This window comes from Achromobacter sp. Marseille-Q4962 (assembly GCF_943737005.1).
GTDB lineage: Bacteria > Pseudomonadota > Gammaproteobacteria > Burkholderiales > Burkholderiaceae_B > Achromobacter.
Genome location: NZ_CALSFU010000001.1, coordinates 107,561 through 124,734 on the forward strand (window position 1 = coordinate 107,561; position 17,174 = coordinate 124,734).

18 protein-coding genes and 1 riboswitch are annotated in these 17,174 nt (G+C 69.5%); of the genes, 11 read left to right on the forward strand and 7 right to left on the reverse strand.

Annotation, left to right across the window (positions count from 1 at the left end; translation table 11 throughout):
- Positions 1 to 63: 63 nt before the first annotated feature.
- The 4 genes from NGJ44_RS00465 (at position 64) to serA (ending at position 4,676) form a co-directional block, all read left to right on the forward strand.
- Positions 64 to 1,845 (forward strand): copper resistance system multicopper oxidase, encoded by a 1,782-nt coding sequence (locus NGJ44_RS00465; protein WP_251862784.1) that lies wholly within the window; start codon positions 64 to 66, stop codon positions 1,843 to 1,845.
- A gap of 2 nt (positions 1,846 to 1,847) precedes the next feature.
- Entirely contained in the window at positions 1,848 to 2,831 is a 984-nt protein-coding gene (locus tag NGJ44_RS00470) for a copper resistance protein B (RefSeq protein ID WP_251862785.1), read from the forward strand.
- Between the two features lie 37 nt (positions 2,832 to 2,868).
- Positions 2,869 to 3,339: a DUF411 domain-containing protein gene (locus NGJ44_RS00475; protein ID WP_502802092.1), complete on the forward strand. Its 471-nt coding sequence runs from the start codon at positions 2,869 to 2,871 to the stop codon at positions 3,337 to 3,339.
- A gap of 137 nt (positions 3,340 to 3,476) precedes the next feature.
- The gene (gene serA / locus NGJ44_RS00480) at positions 3,477 to 4,676 is read left to right on the forward strand and encodes a phosphoglycerate dehydrogenase (RefSeq protein ID WP_053246268.1); all 1,200 of its coding nucleotides are present in this window, start codon (positions 3,477 to 3,479) and stop codon (positions 4,674 to 4,676) included.
- Between the two features lie 22 nt (positions 4,677 to 4,698).
- Here the strand turns inward: serA and NGJ44_RS00485 are convergent, their stop codons facing one another.
- A complete protein-coding gene (locus NGJ44_RS00485; protein WP_251862786.1) occupies positions 4,699 to 5,559 on the reverse strand; it encodes a LysR family transcriptional regulator in 861 nt (286 codons plus the stop codon).
- A 153-nt stretch (positions 5,560 to 5,712) separates the two neighbouring features.
- Between NGJ44_RS00485 and NGJ44_RS00490 the strand changes: the two genes are divergently transcribed.
- From NGJ44_RS00490 to NGJ44_RS00505, 4 genes are all read left to right on the forward strand, one after another.
- A complete protein-coding gene (locus NGJ44_RS00490; protein ID WP_053246266.1) occupies positions 5,713 to 6,144 on the forward strand; it encodes a VOC family protein in 432 nt (143 codons plus the stop codon).
- 25 nt (positions 6,145 to 6,169) lie between these two features.
- Positions 6,170 to 6,901 (forward strand): 5-oxoprolinase subunit PxpB, encoded by a 732-nt coding sequence (pxpB, locus tag NGJ44_RS00495; protein WP_251862787.1) that lies wholly within the window; start codon positions 6,170 to 6,172, stop codon positions 6,899 to 6,901.
- 98 nt (positions 6,902 to 6,999) lie between these two features.
- Positions 7,000 to 7,980, forward strand: a complete 981-nt coding sequence (locus tag NGJ44_RS00500) for a 5-oxoprolinase subunit C family protein (protein ID WP_251862916.1) — start codon at positions 7,000 to 7,002, stop codon at positions 7,978 to 7,980.
- A complete protein-coding gene (locus NGJ44_RS00505) occupies positions 7,977 to 8,762 on the forward strand; it encodes a LamB/YcsF family protein (RefSeq protein WP_053245773.1) in 786 nt (261 codons plus the stop codon). Before NGJ44_RS00500 ends, NGJ44_RS00505 begins: the two co-directional genes overlap by 4 nt.
- A 13-nt stretch (positions 8,763 to 8,775) precedes the next feature.
- Here the strand turns inward: NGJ44_RS00505 and NGJ44_RS00510 are convergent, their stop codons facing one another.
- Together NGJ44_RS00510 and NGJ44_RS00515 are read right to left on the reverse strand one after the other, a co-directional pair.
- Positions 8,776 to 9,486, reverse strand: coding sequence for a GntR family transcriptional regulator (locus NGJ44_RS00510; RefSeq protein ID WP_053245772.1), 711 nt, complete (start codon positions 9,484 to 9,486; stop codon positions 8,776 to 8,778).
- 113 nt (positions 9,487 to 9,599) lie between these two features.
- Positions 9,600 to 10,241, reverse strand: coding sequence for a trimeric intracellular cation channel family protein (locus NGJ44_RS00515; protein WP_053245771.1), 642 nt, complete (start codon positions 10,239 to 10,241; stop codon positions 9,600 to 9,602).
- Between the two features lie 227 nt (positions 10,242 to 10,468).
- On the opposite strand from NGJ44_RS00515, the gene NGJ44_RS00520 reads away from it, so the two are divergent.
- Positions 10,469 to 11,338, forward strand: coding sequence for a universal stress protein (locus NGJ44_RS00520; RefSeq protein ID WP_053245770.1), 870 nt, complete (start codon positions 10,469 to 10,471; stop codon positions 11,336 to 11,338).
- Positions 11,339 to 11,371: 33 nt separating this feature from the next.
- On the opposite strand, the gene NGJ44_RS00525 is transcribed toward NGJ44_RS00520, so the two are convergent.
- From NGJ44_RS00525 to NGJ44_RS00540, 4 genes are all read right to left on the reverse strand, one after another.
- Positions 11,372 to 12,652 (reverse strand): muropeptide transporter, encoded by a 1,281-nt coding sequence (locus NGJ44_RS00525; protein WP_286012344.1) that lies wholly within the window; start codon positions 12,650 to 12,652, stop codon positions 11,372 to 11,374.
- Between the two features lie 84 nt (positions 12,653 to 12,736).
- Positions 12,737 to 13,348, reverse strand: coding sequence for a methionine biosynthesis protein MetW (gene metW, locus NGJ44_RS00530; protein WP_251862788.1), 612 nt, complete (start codon positions 13,346 to 13,348; stop codon positions 12,737 to 12,739).
- Positions 13,345 to 14,577 carry a homoserine O-succinyltransferase MetX gene (gene metX, locus NGJ44_RS00535; RefSeq protein ID WP_053245769.1) on the reverse strand — a complete coding sequence of 411 codons (1,233 nt, stop codon included), beginning with the start codon at positions 14,575 to 14,577 and terminating at the stop codon, positions 13,345 to 13,347. The genes metW and metX overlap by 4 nt, the downstream gene beginning before the upstream one ends.
- Positions 14,567 to 14,647: riboswitch (SAM riboswitch) on the reverse strand. Its footprint overlaps the gene before it by 11 nt.
- A 44-nt stretch (positions 14,648 to 14,691) precedes the next feature.
- Positions 14,692 to 15,459, reverse strand: a complete 768-nt coding sequence (locus NGJ44_RS00540; protein WP_251862789.1) for a GntR family transcriptional regulator — start codon at positions 15,457 to 15,459, stop codon at positions 14,692 to 14,694.
- Between the two features lie 172 nt (positions 15,460 to 15,631).
- On the opposite strand from NGJ44_RS00540, the gene NGJ44_RS00545 reads away from it, so the two are divergent.
- A complete protein-coding gene (locus NGJ44_RS00545) occupies positions 15,632 to 15,913 on the forward strand; it encodes a UxaA family hydrolase (RefSeq protein ID WP_053245768.1) in 282 nt (93 codons plus the stop codon).
- 26 nt (positions 15,914 to 15,939) lie between these two features.
- Positions 15,940 to 17,115 (forward strand): UxaA family hydrolase, encoded by a 1,176-nt coding sequence (locus tag NGJ44_RS00550; RefSeq protein WP_251862790.1) that lies wholly within the window; start codon positions 15,940 to 15,942, stop codon positions 17,113 to 17,115.
- The last annotated feature ends 59 nt before the right edge of the window (positions 17,116 to 17,174 follow it).

The window sequence follows — 17,174 nt, forward strand, 5'->3', positions numbered from 1 at the left end:
AGCCTGGGGTCATCCCGGCTTCTCTACAGTGCCATCACCGCAACTCCCGCAACAAGGAAGACAGTGACAGGCACTCCGCCCCGCGCCGCCCGCCGCCGCTTCGTCCAGGGGCTGGCCGCCGGCGGCGCGCTGGCCGCGATGGGCGGCTGGCGCGCCGCCATGGCGCATGCGCATCCGCCCGCCGACGAACTGCGCGGCACCGAATTCCACCTGGAGATCGGCGAGACGCCCGTGAATTTCACGGGCGCGTCCCGCATGGCCACCACGGTCAACGGCCGGCTGCCCGCGCCGCTGCTGCGCTGGCGCGAGGGGGACACGGTGACGCTGCACGTCTCCAACCGCCTGCGCGAGCAGACCTCCATCCATTGGCACGGCATATTGCTGCCCTCGGACATGGACGGCGTGCCCGGCATGAGCTTCGAGGGCATCGCGCCGGGCGCGACCTTCACCTACCGCTTTCCGGTGCGCCAGAGCGGCACCTACTGGTATCACAGCCATTCCGGCTTCCAGGAGCAGACCGGGCTGTACGGCCCCATCGTGATCGAACCGCGCGGCGGCGAGGCCGCGGCCAGCGACCGCGAATACACGGTGCTGCTGTCCGACTGGACCGATGAAGATCCGATGCGCGTCTTCCGCAAGCTGATGGCGATGCCCGACTACTACAACCGCCTGCAGCCCAGCGTGGAAACCCTGGTGCGCGCCGCGCGCGCCGAAGGCTGGGGCGCGGCGCTCTCGGAGCGCCTGATGTGGGAACGCATGCGCATGAGCCCGGCCGACCTGGCGGACGTCTCGGGCGCCACCTACACCTTCCTGGCCAACGGCGTCACGCCCGCAGGCAACTGGACGGGGCTCTTCCGGCCGGGCGAGAAAGTGCGGCTGCGCTTCGTCAACGGCTCGGCCATGACGTATTTCGACCTGCGCATCCCCGGACTGAAGATGACGGTGGTGGCGGCCGACGGCCAGGACGTGCGCCCCGTGGAAGTGGACGAGTTCCGCATCGCCGTGGCCGAAACGTACGACGTCATCGTCGAGCCCGCCGAAGACCGCGCCTACACGATCTATGCGCAGGCCATGGACCGCTCCGGCTACGCGCGCGCCACGCTGGCGCCCCGGCCCGGCATGCAGGCCGAAGTGCCGCCCCTGGACCCCGTGCGGCTGCTCGGCATGCGCGACATGGGCATGGCGCACGGCGCGGCCCATGGCATGCCGCGCGGCCAGGCGGCGGCGCAGGACATGCCCGGCATGGCGGACCACGCCATGCCGGGCCATGCCGCGCAAGGCCATGCCATGCAGGACCATGGCGGCGCGGCGGACGGCATGGTCCCGCAGGCGCACCCCTATCCGGCCGAGCGCGGCGTGGGCAACGCCATGCTGCCCGATGCGGTTTCCACCCGGCTGGACGACCCGGGCGTGGGACTGCGCAACAACGGCAGGCGCGTGCTGACCTACGCCGACCTGCGCTCGCTGCGCGAGCCCGCCGACAACCGGCCGCCCACGCGCGAGATCGAACTGCATCTCACAGGCAACATGGAACGCTATATGTGGTCTTTCAATGGCGTGAAGTTCTCGGACGCCAGGCCCATCGTGCTGCGCCTGGGCGAGCGGGTGCGCTTCGTGCTGGTCAACGACACCATGATGACCCACCCCATTCACCTGCACGGCCTGTGGAGCGACCTGGAGTCGCCCGACGGCGCGTTCCAGGTGCGCAAACACACGATCTCGCTCAACCCGGCGCAGCGCCTGAGCTATCGCGTCAGCGCCGACACCCGGGGCAAATGGGCCTATCACTGCCATTTGCTGTATCACATGGAGGCCGGCATGTTCAGGGCGGTCGTGGTGGAGTAGCCATGCGGAACCGGACTATCATCGCGGCCCTGGCGCTCGCGCTGGCCGCCCCGCCCGCCTGGGCGCAGCCGATGGACCACGCGTCGATGGCGCACGGCGCGTCCGGGCCAGCGTCCCCGGACGCCGCCGCGGATCACGCGGACCATGCGGGCCATGCGGGCCACGGGAATCCTCGCGGCATGGACCCCGCCGGCCGGGACGCCGCCGCCCCGGGCCATGCCGGCATGGATCACGCCCGGCGCGGCGCGCCGGACTCGCCCGCCCCCGATGCCGTTCCCGTGGGCAGCCTGCCTTCCGGCGACGGCGCGGGAACGGGCGACTATGCAAGCTACGGCATCCATCCGCACATGATGGACAACGCGCCCGCCTGGCAGTTGCTGATGGACAAGTTCGGCTGGGCCGGCGACCGCGACGGCCGCGACGCCCTGCAATGGGACGGCCGCTTCTGGTTCGGCACCGCCACCGACCGTCTGCTCATAAAGAGCGAGGGCGAGCGGCAAGGCGGCCGCGGCGACGGCAGGCTGGAGGCTTACTGGAGCCGTGCCGTCTCCCCCTTCTGGGATCTGCAGCTCGGGGCGCGGCGCGACATCGGCGCCGGCCCGCGGCGCAACTGGGCCGCGCTGGGCATGGGGGGCGTGCTGCCGTACCGCATCGACCTGCAAGCCACGGCCTATGCCGGCGGCTCGGGCCGCACCGCGCTGGGCCTGAAGGCCGAATACGACCTGCGGCTCACGCAGCGCCTGGTCTTCACGCCCGAACTGCAAGCCAGCCTGTATGGCAAGAACGACCCGGCGCGCGGCGTGGGCTCGGGCCTGTCGTCCGGCTCGCTGTCGCTGCGGCTGCGCTATGAGGCCACGCGCGAGTTCGCGCCCTATGTGGGCGTGTCCTTCGAGCGCAAGTTCGGCCGCACGGCCGGCTACGCGGCGGACGCGGGCGAGGGGCGCTCGCAGGTGCGCGCCCTGGCCGGCGTCCGTTTCTGGTTCTGACGCTTCCCCTCCCCCTGCTTTCATGAGAACCGCCGCCATGATGTCCGCTACCCTCGTCCGCCGCCTCGCCGCGGCAACCGCCCTGGCCGTCCTCCCGGCCCTGCCCGCCCTGGCGCCCGCCCAGCCTCCGGTGTCCGTGCAGGTCTGGAAAACCCCGGCCTGCGGCTGTTGCGAGGACTGGATCCGCCACATGCGGGAAAACGGCTTCGACGTGGCGGCGCACGAGGTGAACGACACCTCGGCGGTGCGCCGCCACGCCGGCATGGACGGCTACGGCTCCTGCCACACGGCCGTCGTGGACGGCTACGCCATCGAAGGCCACGTGCCCGCCCGCGACGTACGGCGGCTCCTGGCCGAGCGCCCCGACGCCGCCGGGCTGGCCGCGCCGGGCATGCCGCTGGGCTCGCCCGGCATGGACGGCCCGGAATACGGCGGCCGCAAGACGCCGCACGACGTGCTGCTGGTGGACAGGACCGGCCGCGCCACGGTGTGGCGGCCCTACCGTTGAAATCATTCGCCCCTGCCGGCTTAATGGCTACTTGCTGCAGCGCGGCGGAAATGCGCCACAATAAATAGAACGCATTCTCCGCCCGCGTTCGCCCGTCCGCGTTTTCTCCATCCGTTTTTCCACCCCTGCAGGCAGCCATGGCAAAAATCGTCCTGTTCGAGAACATCCATCCCAGCGCCCGCGCCGTCTTCGAAGCGGCCGGCTACACCGACATCGTCACGCATGCGTCCGCGCTGCCGCCCGAGCAGTTGCGCGACGCGCTGCGCGGCGCGCACGTGGCCGGGATCCGCTCTCGCACCCACCTGGACGCCGACCTCATCGCCGCCAACCCCGAGCTGCGCGTGGTGGGCTGCTTCTGCATCGGCACCAACCAGGTCGACCTGGACGCCGCCATGCAGCGGGGCGTTCCGGTTTTCAACGCCCCCTTCTCCAACACGCGCTCGGTGGCCGAGCTGGTGCTGGGCGAGGCCATCCTGCTGCTGCGCCGGATTCCCGAGAAGAACGCCCGCGTGCACCAGGGCCATTGGGACAAGACCGCCTCCGGCGCCTTCGAAACGCGGGGCAAGACGCTGGGCATCGTGGGCTACGGCAACATCGGCTCGCAGATCAGCACCCTGGCGGAAAGCCTGGGCATGCGCGTGGTGTTCTACGACGTCGAAGCCAAGCTGCCGCTGGGCAACGCGCGCGCCGTGTCCACGCTGAACGAGCTGCTGGAGCAGTCCGACGTGGTCACGCTGCACGTGCCGGGCGGCAAGTCCACCGAGAACATCATGAACGCGGACACCATCGCGCGCATGCGGCGCGGGGCCATCCTCATCAATGCCTCGCGCGGCACGGTGGTGGACATCGACGCCCTGCATGCCGCCCTGACGTCCGGCCACCTGGCCGGCGCGGCCCTGGACGTGTTCCCGGTGGAGCCCAAGGGCGCGGGCGAGCCGCTGGCCAGCCCGCTCATCGGCCTGCCCAACGTCATTCTCACGCCGCACATCGGCGGCAGCACGCAGGAATCGCAAGAGAACATCGGCCGCGAAGTGGCCGAAAAGCTGGTGCGCTTCCTGCAGGCCGGCACCACCAAGGGCGCGGTGAACTTCCCCGAGCTGCCCTACCTGGAGCCCGCCGGCGGCGCGCGCATCCTGCACGTGCACCGCAACGCGCCCGGCGCGCTGGGCACGCTGGACAACCTCATGGCGCAGCACGGGCTGAACATCGTCAGCCAGAGCCTGCAGACCAAGGGGCAGATCGGCTATGTCATCACCGATGTCGAGGGCCAGGTGGACGACGTGGTGATGAGCACGCTGCGCAACCACCCCATCACCGTGCGCTGCGACCGCGTCTGAGGCCCGGGCCGCCGGCCCGCTTTCAGGGCTCGGCGGCCGCCTCGGCCAGGCAGTCGGCCATTTTCTGGCGCACGCTGCCCGGTTCGAAAGGCAGGCGGCCGATGATGCCGATCTCCCGATAAAAAGCCGCCTCGCCCAGCGGCAGCAGGCGCAGCCCGGTTTCGTCCAGGCCGCGCAGGTGCGGCAGCAGCGCCACGCCCAGGCCGTGGCGCACCAGACCGGCGATGGCCTCGATCTCGTCCAGCTCCACCGCTTCGTGCGTGTGGATGCGGTGCTTTTTCAGGAAGCGGTCGACCGCGCGGCCGCCGAAAGACGCGCGATCGTAGCGGATGAACGGCTGCGTGGACAGCAGCTCGCGCCAGGAAGCCTGCGGCGCGGCGGCCGGCGCGGCCAGCACCATGGGCTCGCGCAGCAGCGGCAGCCAGCCCAGTTCGGGCGGCAGCGCGAAGGGCGGCCGGATGACCACGGCCATGTCCACCTCGCCCGCGTCCACCTGGCCCAGCAGCGACAGCGACACGCCCGGCACGATGCGCACCCGCACATCCGGATAGGCGGCGCGCAAGCCGCCCAGCGCGCGCACCATCAGATCCTGCTGCGCCGACACGATGGCGCCGATGCGCAGCGAACCGCTCACCTGCCCCGCCCCCGCCGCCATGCGCTCGGCCATGGCGACCAGCTCTTCGGCCTGGGGCAGCATGTCGCGGCCATGGGCGTTGAGCACGGCCGCGCGGGCGCCGCGGTCGAACAGCGCCACACCCAGGTATTCCTCCAGCCGCCGGATCTGCGCGCTGACGGCGGACTGCGTCAGGCCGAGCTGCGCCCCCGCGCCCGTAAACGTGCCGTCGCGCGCCACGGCGATGAAGGTTTTGAATTCCTTTATCACAATCGATTTTTTTGTTGCTTAGTCTCAAAAAATATCGTTTTTCAATCAAAAAAACAATCTCTACACTAAGTCTGCCTTTATTCCGGAACGCGGAGCGCGGGCTTGCCGCCCGCATCCGCGTTTTGATTTAATCTTTGCCTTCTGGAGCCTTGCATGTCCGCCCAAACCTCCCTCCCGCCGTTCCACCTCGCCTTCCCGGTCCGCGACCTGGAAGAAGCCCGCGCCTTCTATGGCGAAAAACTGGGCTGTCCGGAGGGGCGCAGCTCGTCCGAATGGGTGGACTTCAATTTCTACGGCCACCAGATCGTGGCGCACCTGTCGCCCGGCGAATGCGGCCACAAGGCCACCAGCGCCGTCGATTCGCACAATGTGCCGGTGCGCCATTTCGGCGCCGTGCTCTCCATGGAACAATGGGAAGCCATGGCCAAGCGCCTGACCGACGCCGGCACCGAATTCGTCATCAAGCCCTACATCCGCTTCAAGGGCGAGGTGGGCGAGCAGGCCACCATGTTCTTCCTGGATCCGTCGGGCAACGCGCTGGAGTTCAAGGCCTTCAAGAACCTGGATTCCCTGTTCGCCAAGTAACCCCCTCTATGAAGGTTTCGCGCCGTTGAATGCCCATTCCGATTCTCTTTCACCGGCCGGGACCCGCTGGCGCATCCTCCCCCAGGGTGACCGCTGCCTCATCATCGACTTCGGTACGGAAATCGATGCCGCCACCGGCCGGCTGTGCCTGGCCGCCGCGCGGCGGCTGCGCGAAGCCGGGCTGCCCGGCGTGACCGACGTGGTGCCGTCCTTCGTGGCCGTGGCCGTGCACTACCGGCCCGACGCCGGCGGCACGCCCACCTACGGCGCGCTGGCGGACCGCATCGAGGCCCTGCTCGGCGCCGGCATCGCGGCCGAGGACGCGATCGGGCGCGAGATCGACGTCCCCGTCTGCTACGGCGGCGAACACGGCCCCGACCTGGACGACGTCGCCCGCGCCGCCGGCCTGACGCCCGACGAGATCATCGCGCTGCACAGCGGCCCGCGCGCCATGGTGTTCATGCTGGGCTTCGCGCCCGGCCACGCCTACCTGGGCGTGCACGACGACAGGCTCAACATTCCGCGCCGCGCGTCGCCGCGCACCGCCGTGCCCGCCGGCGCGGTGGCCGTGGCCAACCGCCAGACCGTCATCTACCCGGCGCGGCTGCCGGGCGGCTGGAACCTCATCGGCGCCACGCCGCTCGCGCTGTTCGATCCCGCCCGCGAGCCCGCGGCGCTCCTGCAGCCCGGCGACTCGGTGCGCTTCGTGCCCATCGGCCCCGAAGAATTCGAACGGCTGCGGGGAGAACGCGCATGAGCCTCCCGCGCCAGTCCAGGAGCGAAGACCGCGGCGCGCCCCGCGAAGGCGCGCCCCGCGAAGATGCGCCCGCGGGCTTCACGGTGCTCAAGCCCGGCATGCTGTCCAGCTTCCAGGACCGCGGCCGCGAAGGCTGCCAGCATCAGGGCATTCCGGCCGCGGGCGCCATGGACGAGCGCGCGCACCGGCTGGCCAATGCGCTGGCGGGCAACACACAAGACTGCGCCACGCTGGAAATCACGCTGGCCGGCCCCACGCTGCGCTTCGACGCGCCCGCCTGTTTCGCGTTGGCCGGCGCCGACCTGGGCGCCACGCTCAACGGGCAGGACATCCCTCGCCACCGCCCGCTGGTCGCCCGCGCGGGCGACACGCTGGCCTTCGGCGCGCGGCCGGCGCTGGGCGTGCGCGCCTACCTGGCCGTGCATGGCGGCTATGCCCTGCCGCCCGTCATGGGCAGCCAGGCCACCTACCTGCGCAGCGGCTTCGGCGGCTTCCATGGACGCGCGCTCGCCAAGGGCGACCAGGTGCCGCTGGCCAGGCCGCTGCCGGCCGGCGCCGACCTGGACGCGCTGGCCCAGGCCCTGTGGAACCTGCGTGTCTACCTGCCGTCGGCCCTGGGCGGCCGCACGCGCGCAGGCATCCGCTTCCTGCCCGGCCGCCACTGGAACGAGTTCTCCGCCGCGTCGCGGCGCGCCTTCGCCGAAGCCGAGTTCCGCATCAGCCCGCAGTCCGACCGCATGGGGTACCGGCTCACCGGCCCGGCGCTCGCCATGGATGCGCCGCGCCAGATGCTGTCGGAAGCCGCGTGCTTCGGCACGGTACAGGTGCCGGCCGGCGGCGAGGCCATCATTCTCATGGCCGACCGCCAGACCACCGGCGGCTACCCCAAGATCGCGCAGATCGCCACGGTGGACCTGCCCCTACTCGCGCAATGCGCGCCAGGGCACGCCCTGCGCTTCGAGCCCATTCCGCTCGAAGAGGCGCAACGGCTGGACGCCGCGCGGGAACGCGCTTTCGCGCAATTGCACGAGGCGCTGGCCCCCCTGCGCGCCCTGCTCAACGACGGAGAGTCCTCATGAATGCAAGTATCGACCTGAACTGCGACATGGGCGAAAGCTACGGCGCCTGGAAAATGGGCAACGACGCCGAAGTGCTGGCCTACGTCAGCTCGGCCAACATCGCCTGTGGCTTTCACGGCGGCGACCCCGCCACCATGCGCAAGACCCTGGCCGCCGCGCTCGGGCACGGCGTGGCGCCGGGCGCCCATCCCAGCCTGCAGGACCTGGCCGGATTCGGCCGCCGCGTCATGCAGATCAGCCCCCAGGAAGCCTACGACATCGTGGTCTACCAGATCGGCGCGCTGGCCGGCGTGGCCGCCTCGCAGGGCGCCCGCCTGCATCACGTCAAGGCGCACGGCGCGCTCTACAACATGGCCGCCAAGGACGCGCCGCTGGCCGAGGCCATCTGCCAGGCGGTCAAGGACGTGGATGCGACGCTCATCCTGTACGGTCTGGCAGGCAGCCGTCTCATCGACGCGGCGCGCAAGCTCGGCCTGACGGCCGCCAGCGAAGTCTTCGCCGACCGCACTTACCAGGACGACGGCTCGCTCACTCCGCGCACGCGCCCGGACGCCATGATCGAAGACGTGGAACAGGCCGTGGCCCAGGTGGTGCGCATGGTGCGCGAGGGCAAGGTGCGCTCGGTGGGCGGCAAGGACGTGGCGGTGCAGGCGGACACGCTCTGCATCCATGGCGACCAGCCCAACGCGCTGGTCTTCGCCAGCGGCATCCGCCGCGCGCTCGAAGATGCGGGCATCGAAGTGCGCACGCCCGGCCAGGGGAGCCGGCCGAAAGCGGGATAAGCCCCGGCGCGGATCAGCGCGGCAGACGCGGCTGCGCCTGCGCGTCCTGCGCCAGGGTATCGCGGTAGGCTTCCAGAATGCCGGGCAAGGCGGTCAGCACGTGGCCGCGCGCCAATTGCGCGGCGTGGTCGAAGTCGCCGCGCTCCAGGGCATCGGCGACGCCTTCGGTGAGATCCGGCTTGACGCCCGATTCGAAGATGCGCCGCGCCAGCATGTAGCGCAGCGGCTCCACCTGCTCGTAGAGCTTGGCCAGCACGTCGCGCAGGGGCGCGTTGCCGGTGTGGCGCGCGCCCACGAGATAGAAATCGCGCAGCGCGGCCAGATAGGCGCGTATGTCCCGCCGGGCGAAGGCATCGTCGCGCGCCGCATCCAGGCGGCGTAGCTGGTCCAGCAGCGGGCCCAGGTCCGGCAGAGAGGCAACCTGGCGCAGGCAATAGGCCTCCAGCTCGGCGCGCAGCTCGTACAAGTGGCGGATCTGGACTTCCGAATACAGCGTGACGCGAAAGCCCTTGCGCTGCACATGGGTGACCAGGCCGCTGAGCTCCAGCAAGCGCAAGGCTTCGCGGATCGGGCTGCGGCTGGTACCGAAGCGTTGTTCGAGCTCTTGTTCCCGCAGCGGCTGCCCGGGCCGGATGGTGCCATCCACGATCAGGTCACGAATCTGTTCCTGGAGGAAATACGGAATCGTGGCGGGTGGAATCGTGGCGGGCGCTTTGAGGTCCAATCGGCTCCCCTTGTACTGCGATGCGTGTTGCGACAACGTGACGATACTAGAAAACTATTGAAACATGAATGATAAAAATGTTTCATCGGCGGGTTGCCGCGCGGTGGGCGGCGTCAATCCCAGTCGTCGCGATAAACGAACTTGGGCATCTGCCAGTTGAACCGCAGCGCCAGCAGGCGGAACGCCAGGCCGGCGGCCAGCGCCAGCGGCACCGCTGCGTTGGCCGACAGGCCCAGCGCCTGGCCCCCGAGATACAGCGCGCCCGTGGCGGCGGAGACGCTGGCGTACAGTTCCTTGCGGAACAGCAGCGGCACCTCGTTGCAGAGCACGTCACGCAGCACGCCGCCCGCGCAGCCCGTAATCATGCCGCTGATGAGCACCACCGTGACGGAAAGCTGCATCTGCTGGGCCACCTGGCAGCCGATGACGGTGAACGCCACCAGGCCCAGCGCGTCGGCCAGCAGGAACACGCTGCGCAGGCGCCGCATGACCGGCGCGATGAGCGCCGTGAGCAGGGCCGCCCCGGCCGTCATCCAGAGATATTCGGGGTGCACGATCCAGGTGAGCGGGTAGTGGCCCAGCAGCACGTCGCGCACGGAACCGCCCCCCAGGGCGGTAACGCAGGCAATGGCGCACACGCCCAGCCAGTCCATGTCGCGGCGCCCCGCCGACAGGGCGGCCGTCATGGCTTCGGCCACGATCGCGACCAGGTACAGGCTGTGCAGCAATAGCGGGGAGATGGTGGAGAAAAACATGGCCGGGACGGATTCTGCGCAAACGCCATTGTATTGAAGCGGCGGCAGACTTCGCGCAAGCGGACGTTGCCTGCTTTGGCCGCATCCCTTACGCTCGGAAATGCATTGATATCAGTCAAGCCCGGACGCGCACCGCGGCGCGACAATGGGCATGTGCCCGCAAGGGCGGCAATGCCGGTCCGTGGATTGCGGGAGCCGCGAACCGGTCCTCAATACGGGAGAAAAGCATGTCTAAGCAACCTGGCCCCATTCTGCTGGCCACGGATCTCAGCTCGCGCGGCGACCGCGCCCTGGACCGGGCGCTGCAACTGGCGCAAGAACTGGATCGCCCCCTGATCGTGCTGCACGTCATGGAAGCGCAAGGGCAGACCGCCCGCCTCACCACGCCTGTCTGGCGCCGCCTGTCTCCTGACCACAAGGCCCTGGCCGAGCGCGAGCTGGCCGAAGACCTGGCCGGCGCCAAGGTGCGCACCGAAGTGGTGGTGGTGTCCGGCGATCCGCTCGCGCAGATCATGGCCACCGCCGACAGCTACGGCTGTTCGCTCATCGTGACCGGCATCGCGCGCGACGAAACGCTGGGCCGCCTGCTGCTGGGCACCACGGTCGAGAAACTGGTGCGCAAGGCGAGCCAGCCGGTGCTCATCGTCAAGACGCGGCCGCGCAAGCCGTACCGCGACGTGCTGGTCGCCACCGACTTCTCGGAAGGCTCGCGCGAGGCCCTGCGCGCGGCGCTGGACCTGGTGCCCAACGCCGACCTGACCCTGTTCCATGCCTACGACGTGCCGTTCCACGGCAAGCGCGCCCCGGAAGAAGCCGTGGTGCGCAGCTTCCACAAGGCGGCCGAGCAGGAGTCGCACGCGTTCCTCGCCGCCACGCCCGAGCTGTCCGGCAAGCCGGCGCCCAAGGTGGTGCTCGAATGCGGCCAGCCCGAAACCGTGCTCTCGGAGTATTCGTTCACCCACCGCTCCGACCTGGTGGTGACGGGCACGCACGGCCGCACGGGCATCCTGCGCACGGCGATCGGCAGCGTGGCCGAGCGCCTGCTCGAATCGCTGCCCAGCGACGTGCTGATCGTGCGGCTCACCACCGAAGAGTAGCCGCGGCGGACCGCGCCACGCACGGGGCGGGGCTCAGTCCTCGCCCTCGCGCACCATGGCTTCGATGCGCCCGCGCAAGGCGTGCAGCAGCAGCAGGCCGGGCACGGCGATCGCCACCGTCACCAGGAAGAAACCGGGCCAGCCCAGCTCCTGCACCAGCGGCGGCGTGAGCGGCCCGGCCAGGTACGTGCGGCCCACGGCCGATAGCCCCGACAGCAGCGCGAACTGCGTGGCCGAGAAACGCTGCCGGCACAGCGCCATCAGCAGGCCCACGAAGGCGGCCGTGCCCAGGCCGCCGCAGAGGTTCTCCAGCCCCACGCCGGCGGCCATCAGCCACAGGTTGCGGGGGCTGACGGCGATCAGCCAGTACGCCAGGTTCGACACGCCCTGCAGCACCCCGAAGCACATCAGCGAACGGTACAGGCTCCAGCGCGCCATGACGGCGCCCCCGGCCAGCGCGCCCACAATGGTGGCCGCGATGCCCATGACCTTGTTCACCGCCCCCACCTCGGTCGGCGTATAGCCGGCGCCGCGCAGCAGGAAGGTGGTGGACAGCGCGCCCGCGAAAGCGTCGCCCAGTTTGTACAGCACGATGAGCAGCAGCACCGCCAGCGCGCCGCGCCGGCTGAAGAACTCCGACAGCGGCTCCACCACCGCTTCGCGCAGGCGGCGTGGCGCCAGCGCCACGTGGTCGGGCTCCGGCGCGGCCAGCGTCGCCAGCGCGCACAGCAGCATGAACACGCCCATCAACACGTAGGTGCGGCCCCAGCCCAGCGGCGGCACGAGCACGTGCTCGCCCCAATGCAGGCCGCTGTCGGCCAGGATGAAGGCCAGCCCCCCGGAGACGATCATCGCCAGCCGGTAGCCCAACACCTTGACCGCCGCCCCGGCGCCGCGCTCTTCCTTGTGCAGGACGTCGGTGCAGTATGCATCGAAGGCGATGTCCTGCGTGGCCGACAGGAAGGCCACCAGCAGCCCCAGCAGGGCCAGCGGCTTGAGCGCCTCCGACGGCGACAGCAGCCCCATCACCATGATGGTCAACGCCAGCAGCGCCTGCGTCACCAGCATCCAGCCGCGCCGGCGTCCCAGCACCGGCGGCACGTAGCGGTCCACCAGGGGCGCCCAGAGGAACTTGAGGGTATAGGCCGAACCGACCAGGGTGAGGAAACCGATTTCCTGCAGCGGCACGCCCTCCACGGTGGCCCAGGCCTGCAAGGTGCTGCCCGACAGGGCCAGCGGCAGCCCGCTGGCGAAACCCAGCACCAGCAGGGGCGCGACGCGCGGACTCGTATAGACGTTCAGTACTGCGGAAATGGCGGTCTCCCGATGCGTGGCCCGGCCGGGGGCGGCGGGCTTGGGGCATTGTAGGGCAGCGGCCGGGCCGGGCCCGGCCCGCCTTCAGGACGCGAAGCGGTACACGGCCAGCGTGCTGCGCCAGCCCGGGAGCACGCGCACCTCGCGCCCCTCGTTGAAGGTGGCGCGCTCCAGGATGCGCAGACCCAGGTCGGCGGCCAGCCGCTCGAAGTCGCGCAGCGTGCACAGGTGGATGTTCGGCGTGTTGTACCACTGGTAGGGCATCTGCCCGGTGACGGGCATGCGTCCGCGCAGGATGGACCAGCCGTGCGGCCAGTAGCCGAAGTTGGGAAACGACACCACGCCGTAGCGCGCCACCCGCGCCATCTCGCGCAGGATGTGCTCGGTGCGGTGCATGGACTGCAGCGTCTGCGACAGCACCACCGTGTCGAACTGCGCGTCGTCGAAGAGCGCCAGCCCGTCTTCCAGGTTCTGCTGGATGACTTCGACGCCGCGCCGCACGCAGGCGATGACGCAGTCGTCGTCCAGTTCCACGCCCGCGCCGCGCACCTGGCGATGGTCGCGCAGATGCGCGAGCAGGGCGCCGTCGCCGCAGCCCAGGTCCAGCACGCGGCTGCCCGGCTCTATCCAGCCGGCGATGCGGGCCAGGTCGGGCCGCAGCGCGCCGGCGGCGGGGCTCAGAGTTGCGGAAGTCATGCGGGGCTTTCTCCGGTCAGGGCCGCGCCGGCGAGCCCCAGCTCGCGGGCGATGCGCTCGTAATAGCCGCGCACCACCGCGTGGTAGCGCGCGTCGTCCAGCAGGAAGGCGTCGTGGCCGTGCGGCGCGTCGATTTCTGCGTAGGTGACGGGCCGGGCGTTCTTGAGCAGGGCGCGGACGATCTCGCGCGAACGCTCGGGCGGAAAGCGCCAGTCCGTGGAAAACGACACCAGCAGGAAATCGGCCTGCGCCGGCGCCAGCGCGCGCGCCAGGTCGCCGCCGGTGTTGCGCGCCGGATCGAAGTAGTCCAGCGCGCGGGTGATGAGCAGATAGGTGTTGGCGTCGAAGTAGCGGGTGAACTTCTCGCCCTGGTAGCGCAGGTACGACTCGACCTCGAACTCCACGTCATAGCCGTAGCGGTACGCGCCGTTCTCGGCGGGCGCGCGCTGCGCGCGCCCGAACTTCTCGGCCATGTCGTCGTCGGACAGGTACGTGATGTGGCCGATCATGCGCGCCACCGACAGGCCGCGGCGCGGCACCGCGCCGTGCGCGTAATAGTCGCCGCCGTGGAAATCCGGGTCGGTGATGATGGCACGCCGCGCCACCTCGTTAAAGCCGATGTTCTGCGCCGACAGGCGCGGCGTGCTGGCGATCACCACGCAATGCGCCACCCGCCGCGGCAGCGTGATGGCCCAGCTCAATGCCTGCATGCCGCCCAGCGAGCCGCCCATGACGGCGGCAAAGCGCTCGATGCCGAAGTGGTCGGCCACGCGGGCCTGCGCGCGCACCCAGTCTTCGACCGTCAGCACCGGAAAGGCCGCGCCCCAGGGCTTGCCGGTTTCCGGATTGATCGACGCCGGGCCGGTGGAGCCGAAGCACGATCCGAGGTTGTTGACGCCGATCACGAAGTAGACGTTGGTGTCCACCGGCTTGCCCGGGCCCACCATGTTGTCCCACCAGCCCACGTCGGCCGGGTTGCCTGCCGCCCGGCCCGCCACGTGATGCGAGGCGTTGAGCGCGTGGCAGATCAGCACGGCGTTGCTGCGCTCGGCGTTCAGCGTGCCATAGGTTTCGACCGCGAGTTCGTAGGACGCGAGCGATTGCCCGCTTGCCAGCGGCAGCGGTTCGTCAAAGCGGAGGAAGGTGGGAGAAACCAGGCCGACGGAGCCGGGTTCGGGAGCAAGGGCGTGGGCCGGTTCGCCGGCCAGATTCAGGGCAGGAGTGGTCATTCGGACCTCTTTAGCTGGATTTATTGGCGGCGCCCGCAAGCGGATCAGGCAAATCGGCGCCGATGTGACAGCGGGGATTCTAGCACTTCGGCGCGGGCCCGGCCGCCCGCTCCGTCATGGCCGCGCTCCGCCGCCCGCTTCCCAGGGCTCGTGGCCCAGGTACTCGTAGCGCTCGGTATTGACGCGGGAAATGCGCCATTCGACCGGCTGGCGGTTGTAGGAGTAAGCCACGCGGCGGATCTCCAGCAGCGCGCCGCCCTCCTCCACGCCCAGCCAGCGGGCATGGGCGCGGTCGGCAAGGCAGGTGCGCAGCCGCTCGTCGGTGGCGATGACGTTCACGCCGAACACGTCCTGGTAGAGCGCGTACAGCGTGCTGGGGCGGTCGCGCAGATGGGCTTCCGTCATGCCCGGAAAGCGCGTCTCGGGCAGGCAGATGTCGTCCACCAGCACCACGTCGCCGTTGAGCGTGAGCAGGTTGGTGAACTCGAACATATAGGCGCTGGCCGGAAGGTTGAGCTTCTCGCGGGCCAGCGCCGTGGCGCGCGTGCGCCGGAAGCGCAGCAGTTCGGTCGACGGATAGGCTTTGCTGCCGTCTTGCCGCAGGATGCGGAAGAACTTGAAGAAATGATGATTGCGCGTATGCGCCGCCACATAGGTGCCGCGCCCCTGGTGCCGCACGAGGATGTTCTCGGCGGCCAGTTCGTCGATGGCCTTGCGCAACGTGCCGATGGACACGCCGAACCGCTCGGCAAGCTGCTTTTCCGGCGGGATGGCCTCGCCCTGTTTCCATTCTCCCTGCGCCAGCGCGGCCAGCACCGCCTGCTTGACCTGCTGATACAGGGGGCTGCCCAAAGGCACCGTCGACGAAAGGCTGATGTTCATTGAGACGCTTCGCGATGTTCGGGAAGGCACAGTGTAGCGGCGCGGACGAGTCGCGCTCAAGTCATACAATTCATCTATATGATTTAGTTGACATGCCCATGCGCCCGACCTAAGATGGCCTGACCAACGGCAGCGCGTCCGCCCGGACGCGCCGGAAGAGGAGACCAAGACAATGATTCACGCCGTATTGCATGACGCCAAGGACACGGTGGCGGTCGCCGTGGTGGAAGGACTGACAGCGGGCACCGAACTCAACGCCTGGATCATGGACGAAGACCGCATCATCCACGTGCGGGCCGCGCAGGACATTCCCATCGGCCACAAGGTGGCGCTCAAGGACATGGCCGTGGGCGACACGGTCTACAAGTACGGGGCCGACATCGGCCGCGTGGTCGCGCCCATCAAGGCGGGCGAGCACGCCCACGTGCACAACATCAAGACCAAGCGCTGGTAAGCCCTCACCCGTAAGGAAGAATCCCCATGTCCGTCATCAACGCCTCCACCACTTTCCAGGGCTACCGCCGCGACAACGGCCGCGTCGGCGTGCGCAACCACGTCATCGTGCTGCCCGTGGACGATATCTCCAACGCCGCGGCCGAAGCCGTGGCCAACAACATCAAGGGCACGCTCGCCCTGCCCCACCCCTACGGCCGGCTGCAGTTCGGCGAAGACCTGGAGCTGCATTTCCGCACGCTCATCGGAACGGGCTGCAACCCCAACGTGGCCGCCGTGGTGGTCATCGGCATCGAAGAAGGCTGGACCCGGCGCGTGGTCGACGGCATCGCCGCCACCGGCAAGCCGGTATCGGGCTTCAGCATCGAGCTGCACGGCGACCACGACACCATCATGCGCGCCTCGCGGCAGGCCAAGGAATATGTGCACTACGCCACCGCGCTCTCGCGCACCGAATGCCCGATTTCCGAACTCTGGGTCTCCACCAAGTGCGGCGAATCCGACACCACCTCGGGCTGCGGCGCCAACCCCACGGTGGGCAACGCCTTCGACAAGCTCTACGCGCTGGGCAACACGCTGGTGTTCGGCGAAACCTCGGAACTCACCGGCGGCGAGCACATCGTGGCCGAGCGCTGCGCCAATGACGCCGTGCGCGAGCGGTTCATGTTCATGTTCAACCGCTACCAGGCCATGATCGACCGCTGGAAGACCAGCGATCTTTCCGAATCGCAGCCCACCAAGGGCAACATCGCCGGCGGCCTCACCACCATCGAGGAAAAGGCGCTGGGCAACATCCAGAAAATCGGCAGGAAGTGCCGCGTCGACGGCGTGCTGGACAAGGCCGAGACGCCCGACGGGCCGGGGCTGTGGTTCATGGATTCGTCGTCGGCCGCGGCCGAGATGGTCACACTGTGCGCGGCCTCGGGATATGCGGTGCATTTCTTTCCCACGGGCCAGGGCAACGTCATCGGCAATCCCATCCTGCCCGTCATCAAGATCTGCGCCAACCCGCGCACGGTGCGCACCATGTCGGAACACATCGACGTGGACACCAGCGGCCTGCTGCAGCGCGAAATCGACCTGGACCAGGCCGGCGACAAGCTGCTGGCCTGCATGCTGGCCACCGCCAACGGCCGCTGGACGGCGGCCGAGGCCCTGGGCCACCGCGAGTTCGTGCTCACGCGCATCTTCGAAAGCGCTTGAGCCCGCGGGCCGCGCCACGCGGCCCGCCATCCGCCACGCCACCACCAGACCCGGGCGCG

Bases quoted from the DNA above. Each gene is read 5' to 3' on its own strand.
- NGJ44_RS00540 (WP_251862789.1), bottom strand. From the start codon at position 15,459: ATGAACATCAGCCTTTCGTCGACGGTGCCTTTGGGCAGCCCCCTGTAT.
- metX (WP_053245769.1), bottom strand. From the start codon at position 14,577: ATGACCACTCCTGCCCTGAATCTGGCCGGCGAACCGGCCCACGCCCTT.
- metW (WP_251862788.1), bottom strand. From the start codon at position 13,348: ATGACTTCCGCAACTCTGAGCCCCGCCGCCGGCGCGCTGCGGCCCGAC.
- NGJ44_RS00470 (WP_251862785.1), top strand. From the start codon at position 1,848: ATGCGGAACCGGACTATCATCGCGGCCCTGGCGCTCGCGCTGGCCGCC.
- NGJ44_RS00550 (WP_251862790.1), top strand. From the start codon at position 15,940: ATGTCCGTCATCAACGCCTCCACCACTTTCCAGGGCTACCGCCGCGAC.
- NGJ44_RS00520 (WP_053245770.1), top strand. From the start codon at position 10,469: ATGTCTAAGCAACCTGGCCCCATTCTGCTGGCCACGGATCTCAGCTCG.
- serA (WP_053246268.1), top strand. From the start codon at position 3,477: ATGGCAAAAATCGTCCTGTTCGAGAACATCCATCCCAGCGCCCGCGCC.
- NGJ44_RS00505 (WP_053245773.1), top strand. From the start codon at position 7,977: ATGAATGCAAGTATCGACCTGAACTGCGACATGGGCGAAAGCTACGGC.
- NGJ44_RS00545 (WP_053245768.1), top strand. From the start codon at position 15,632: ATGATTCACGCCGTATTGCATGACGCCAAGGACACGGTGGCGGTCGCC.
- NGJ44_RS00490 (WP_053246266.1), top strand. From the start codon at position 5,713: ATGTCCGCCCAAACCTCCCTCCCGCCGTTCCACCTCGCCTTCCCGGTC.
- NGJ44_RS00475 (WP_502802092.1), top strand. From the start codon at position 2,869: ATGATGTCCGCTACCCTCGTCCGCCGCCTCGCCGCGGCAACCGCCCTG.
- NGJ44_RS00500 (WP_251862916.1), top strand. From the start codon at position 7,000: ATGCTGTCCAGCTTCCAGGACCGCGGCCGCGAAGGCTGCCAGCATCAG.
- NGJ44_RS00515 (WP_053245771.1), bottom strand. From the start codon at position 10,241: ATGTTTTTCTCCACCATCTCCCCGCTATTGCTGCACAGCCTGTACCTG.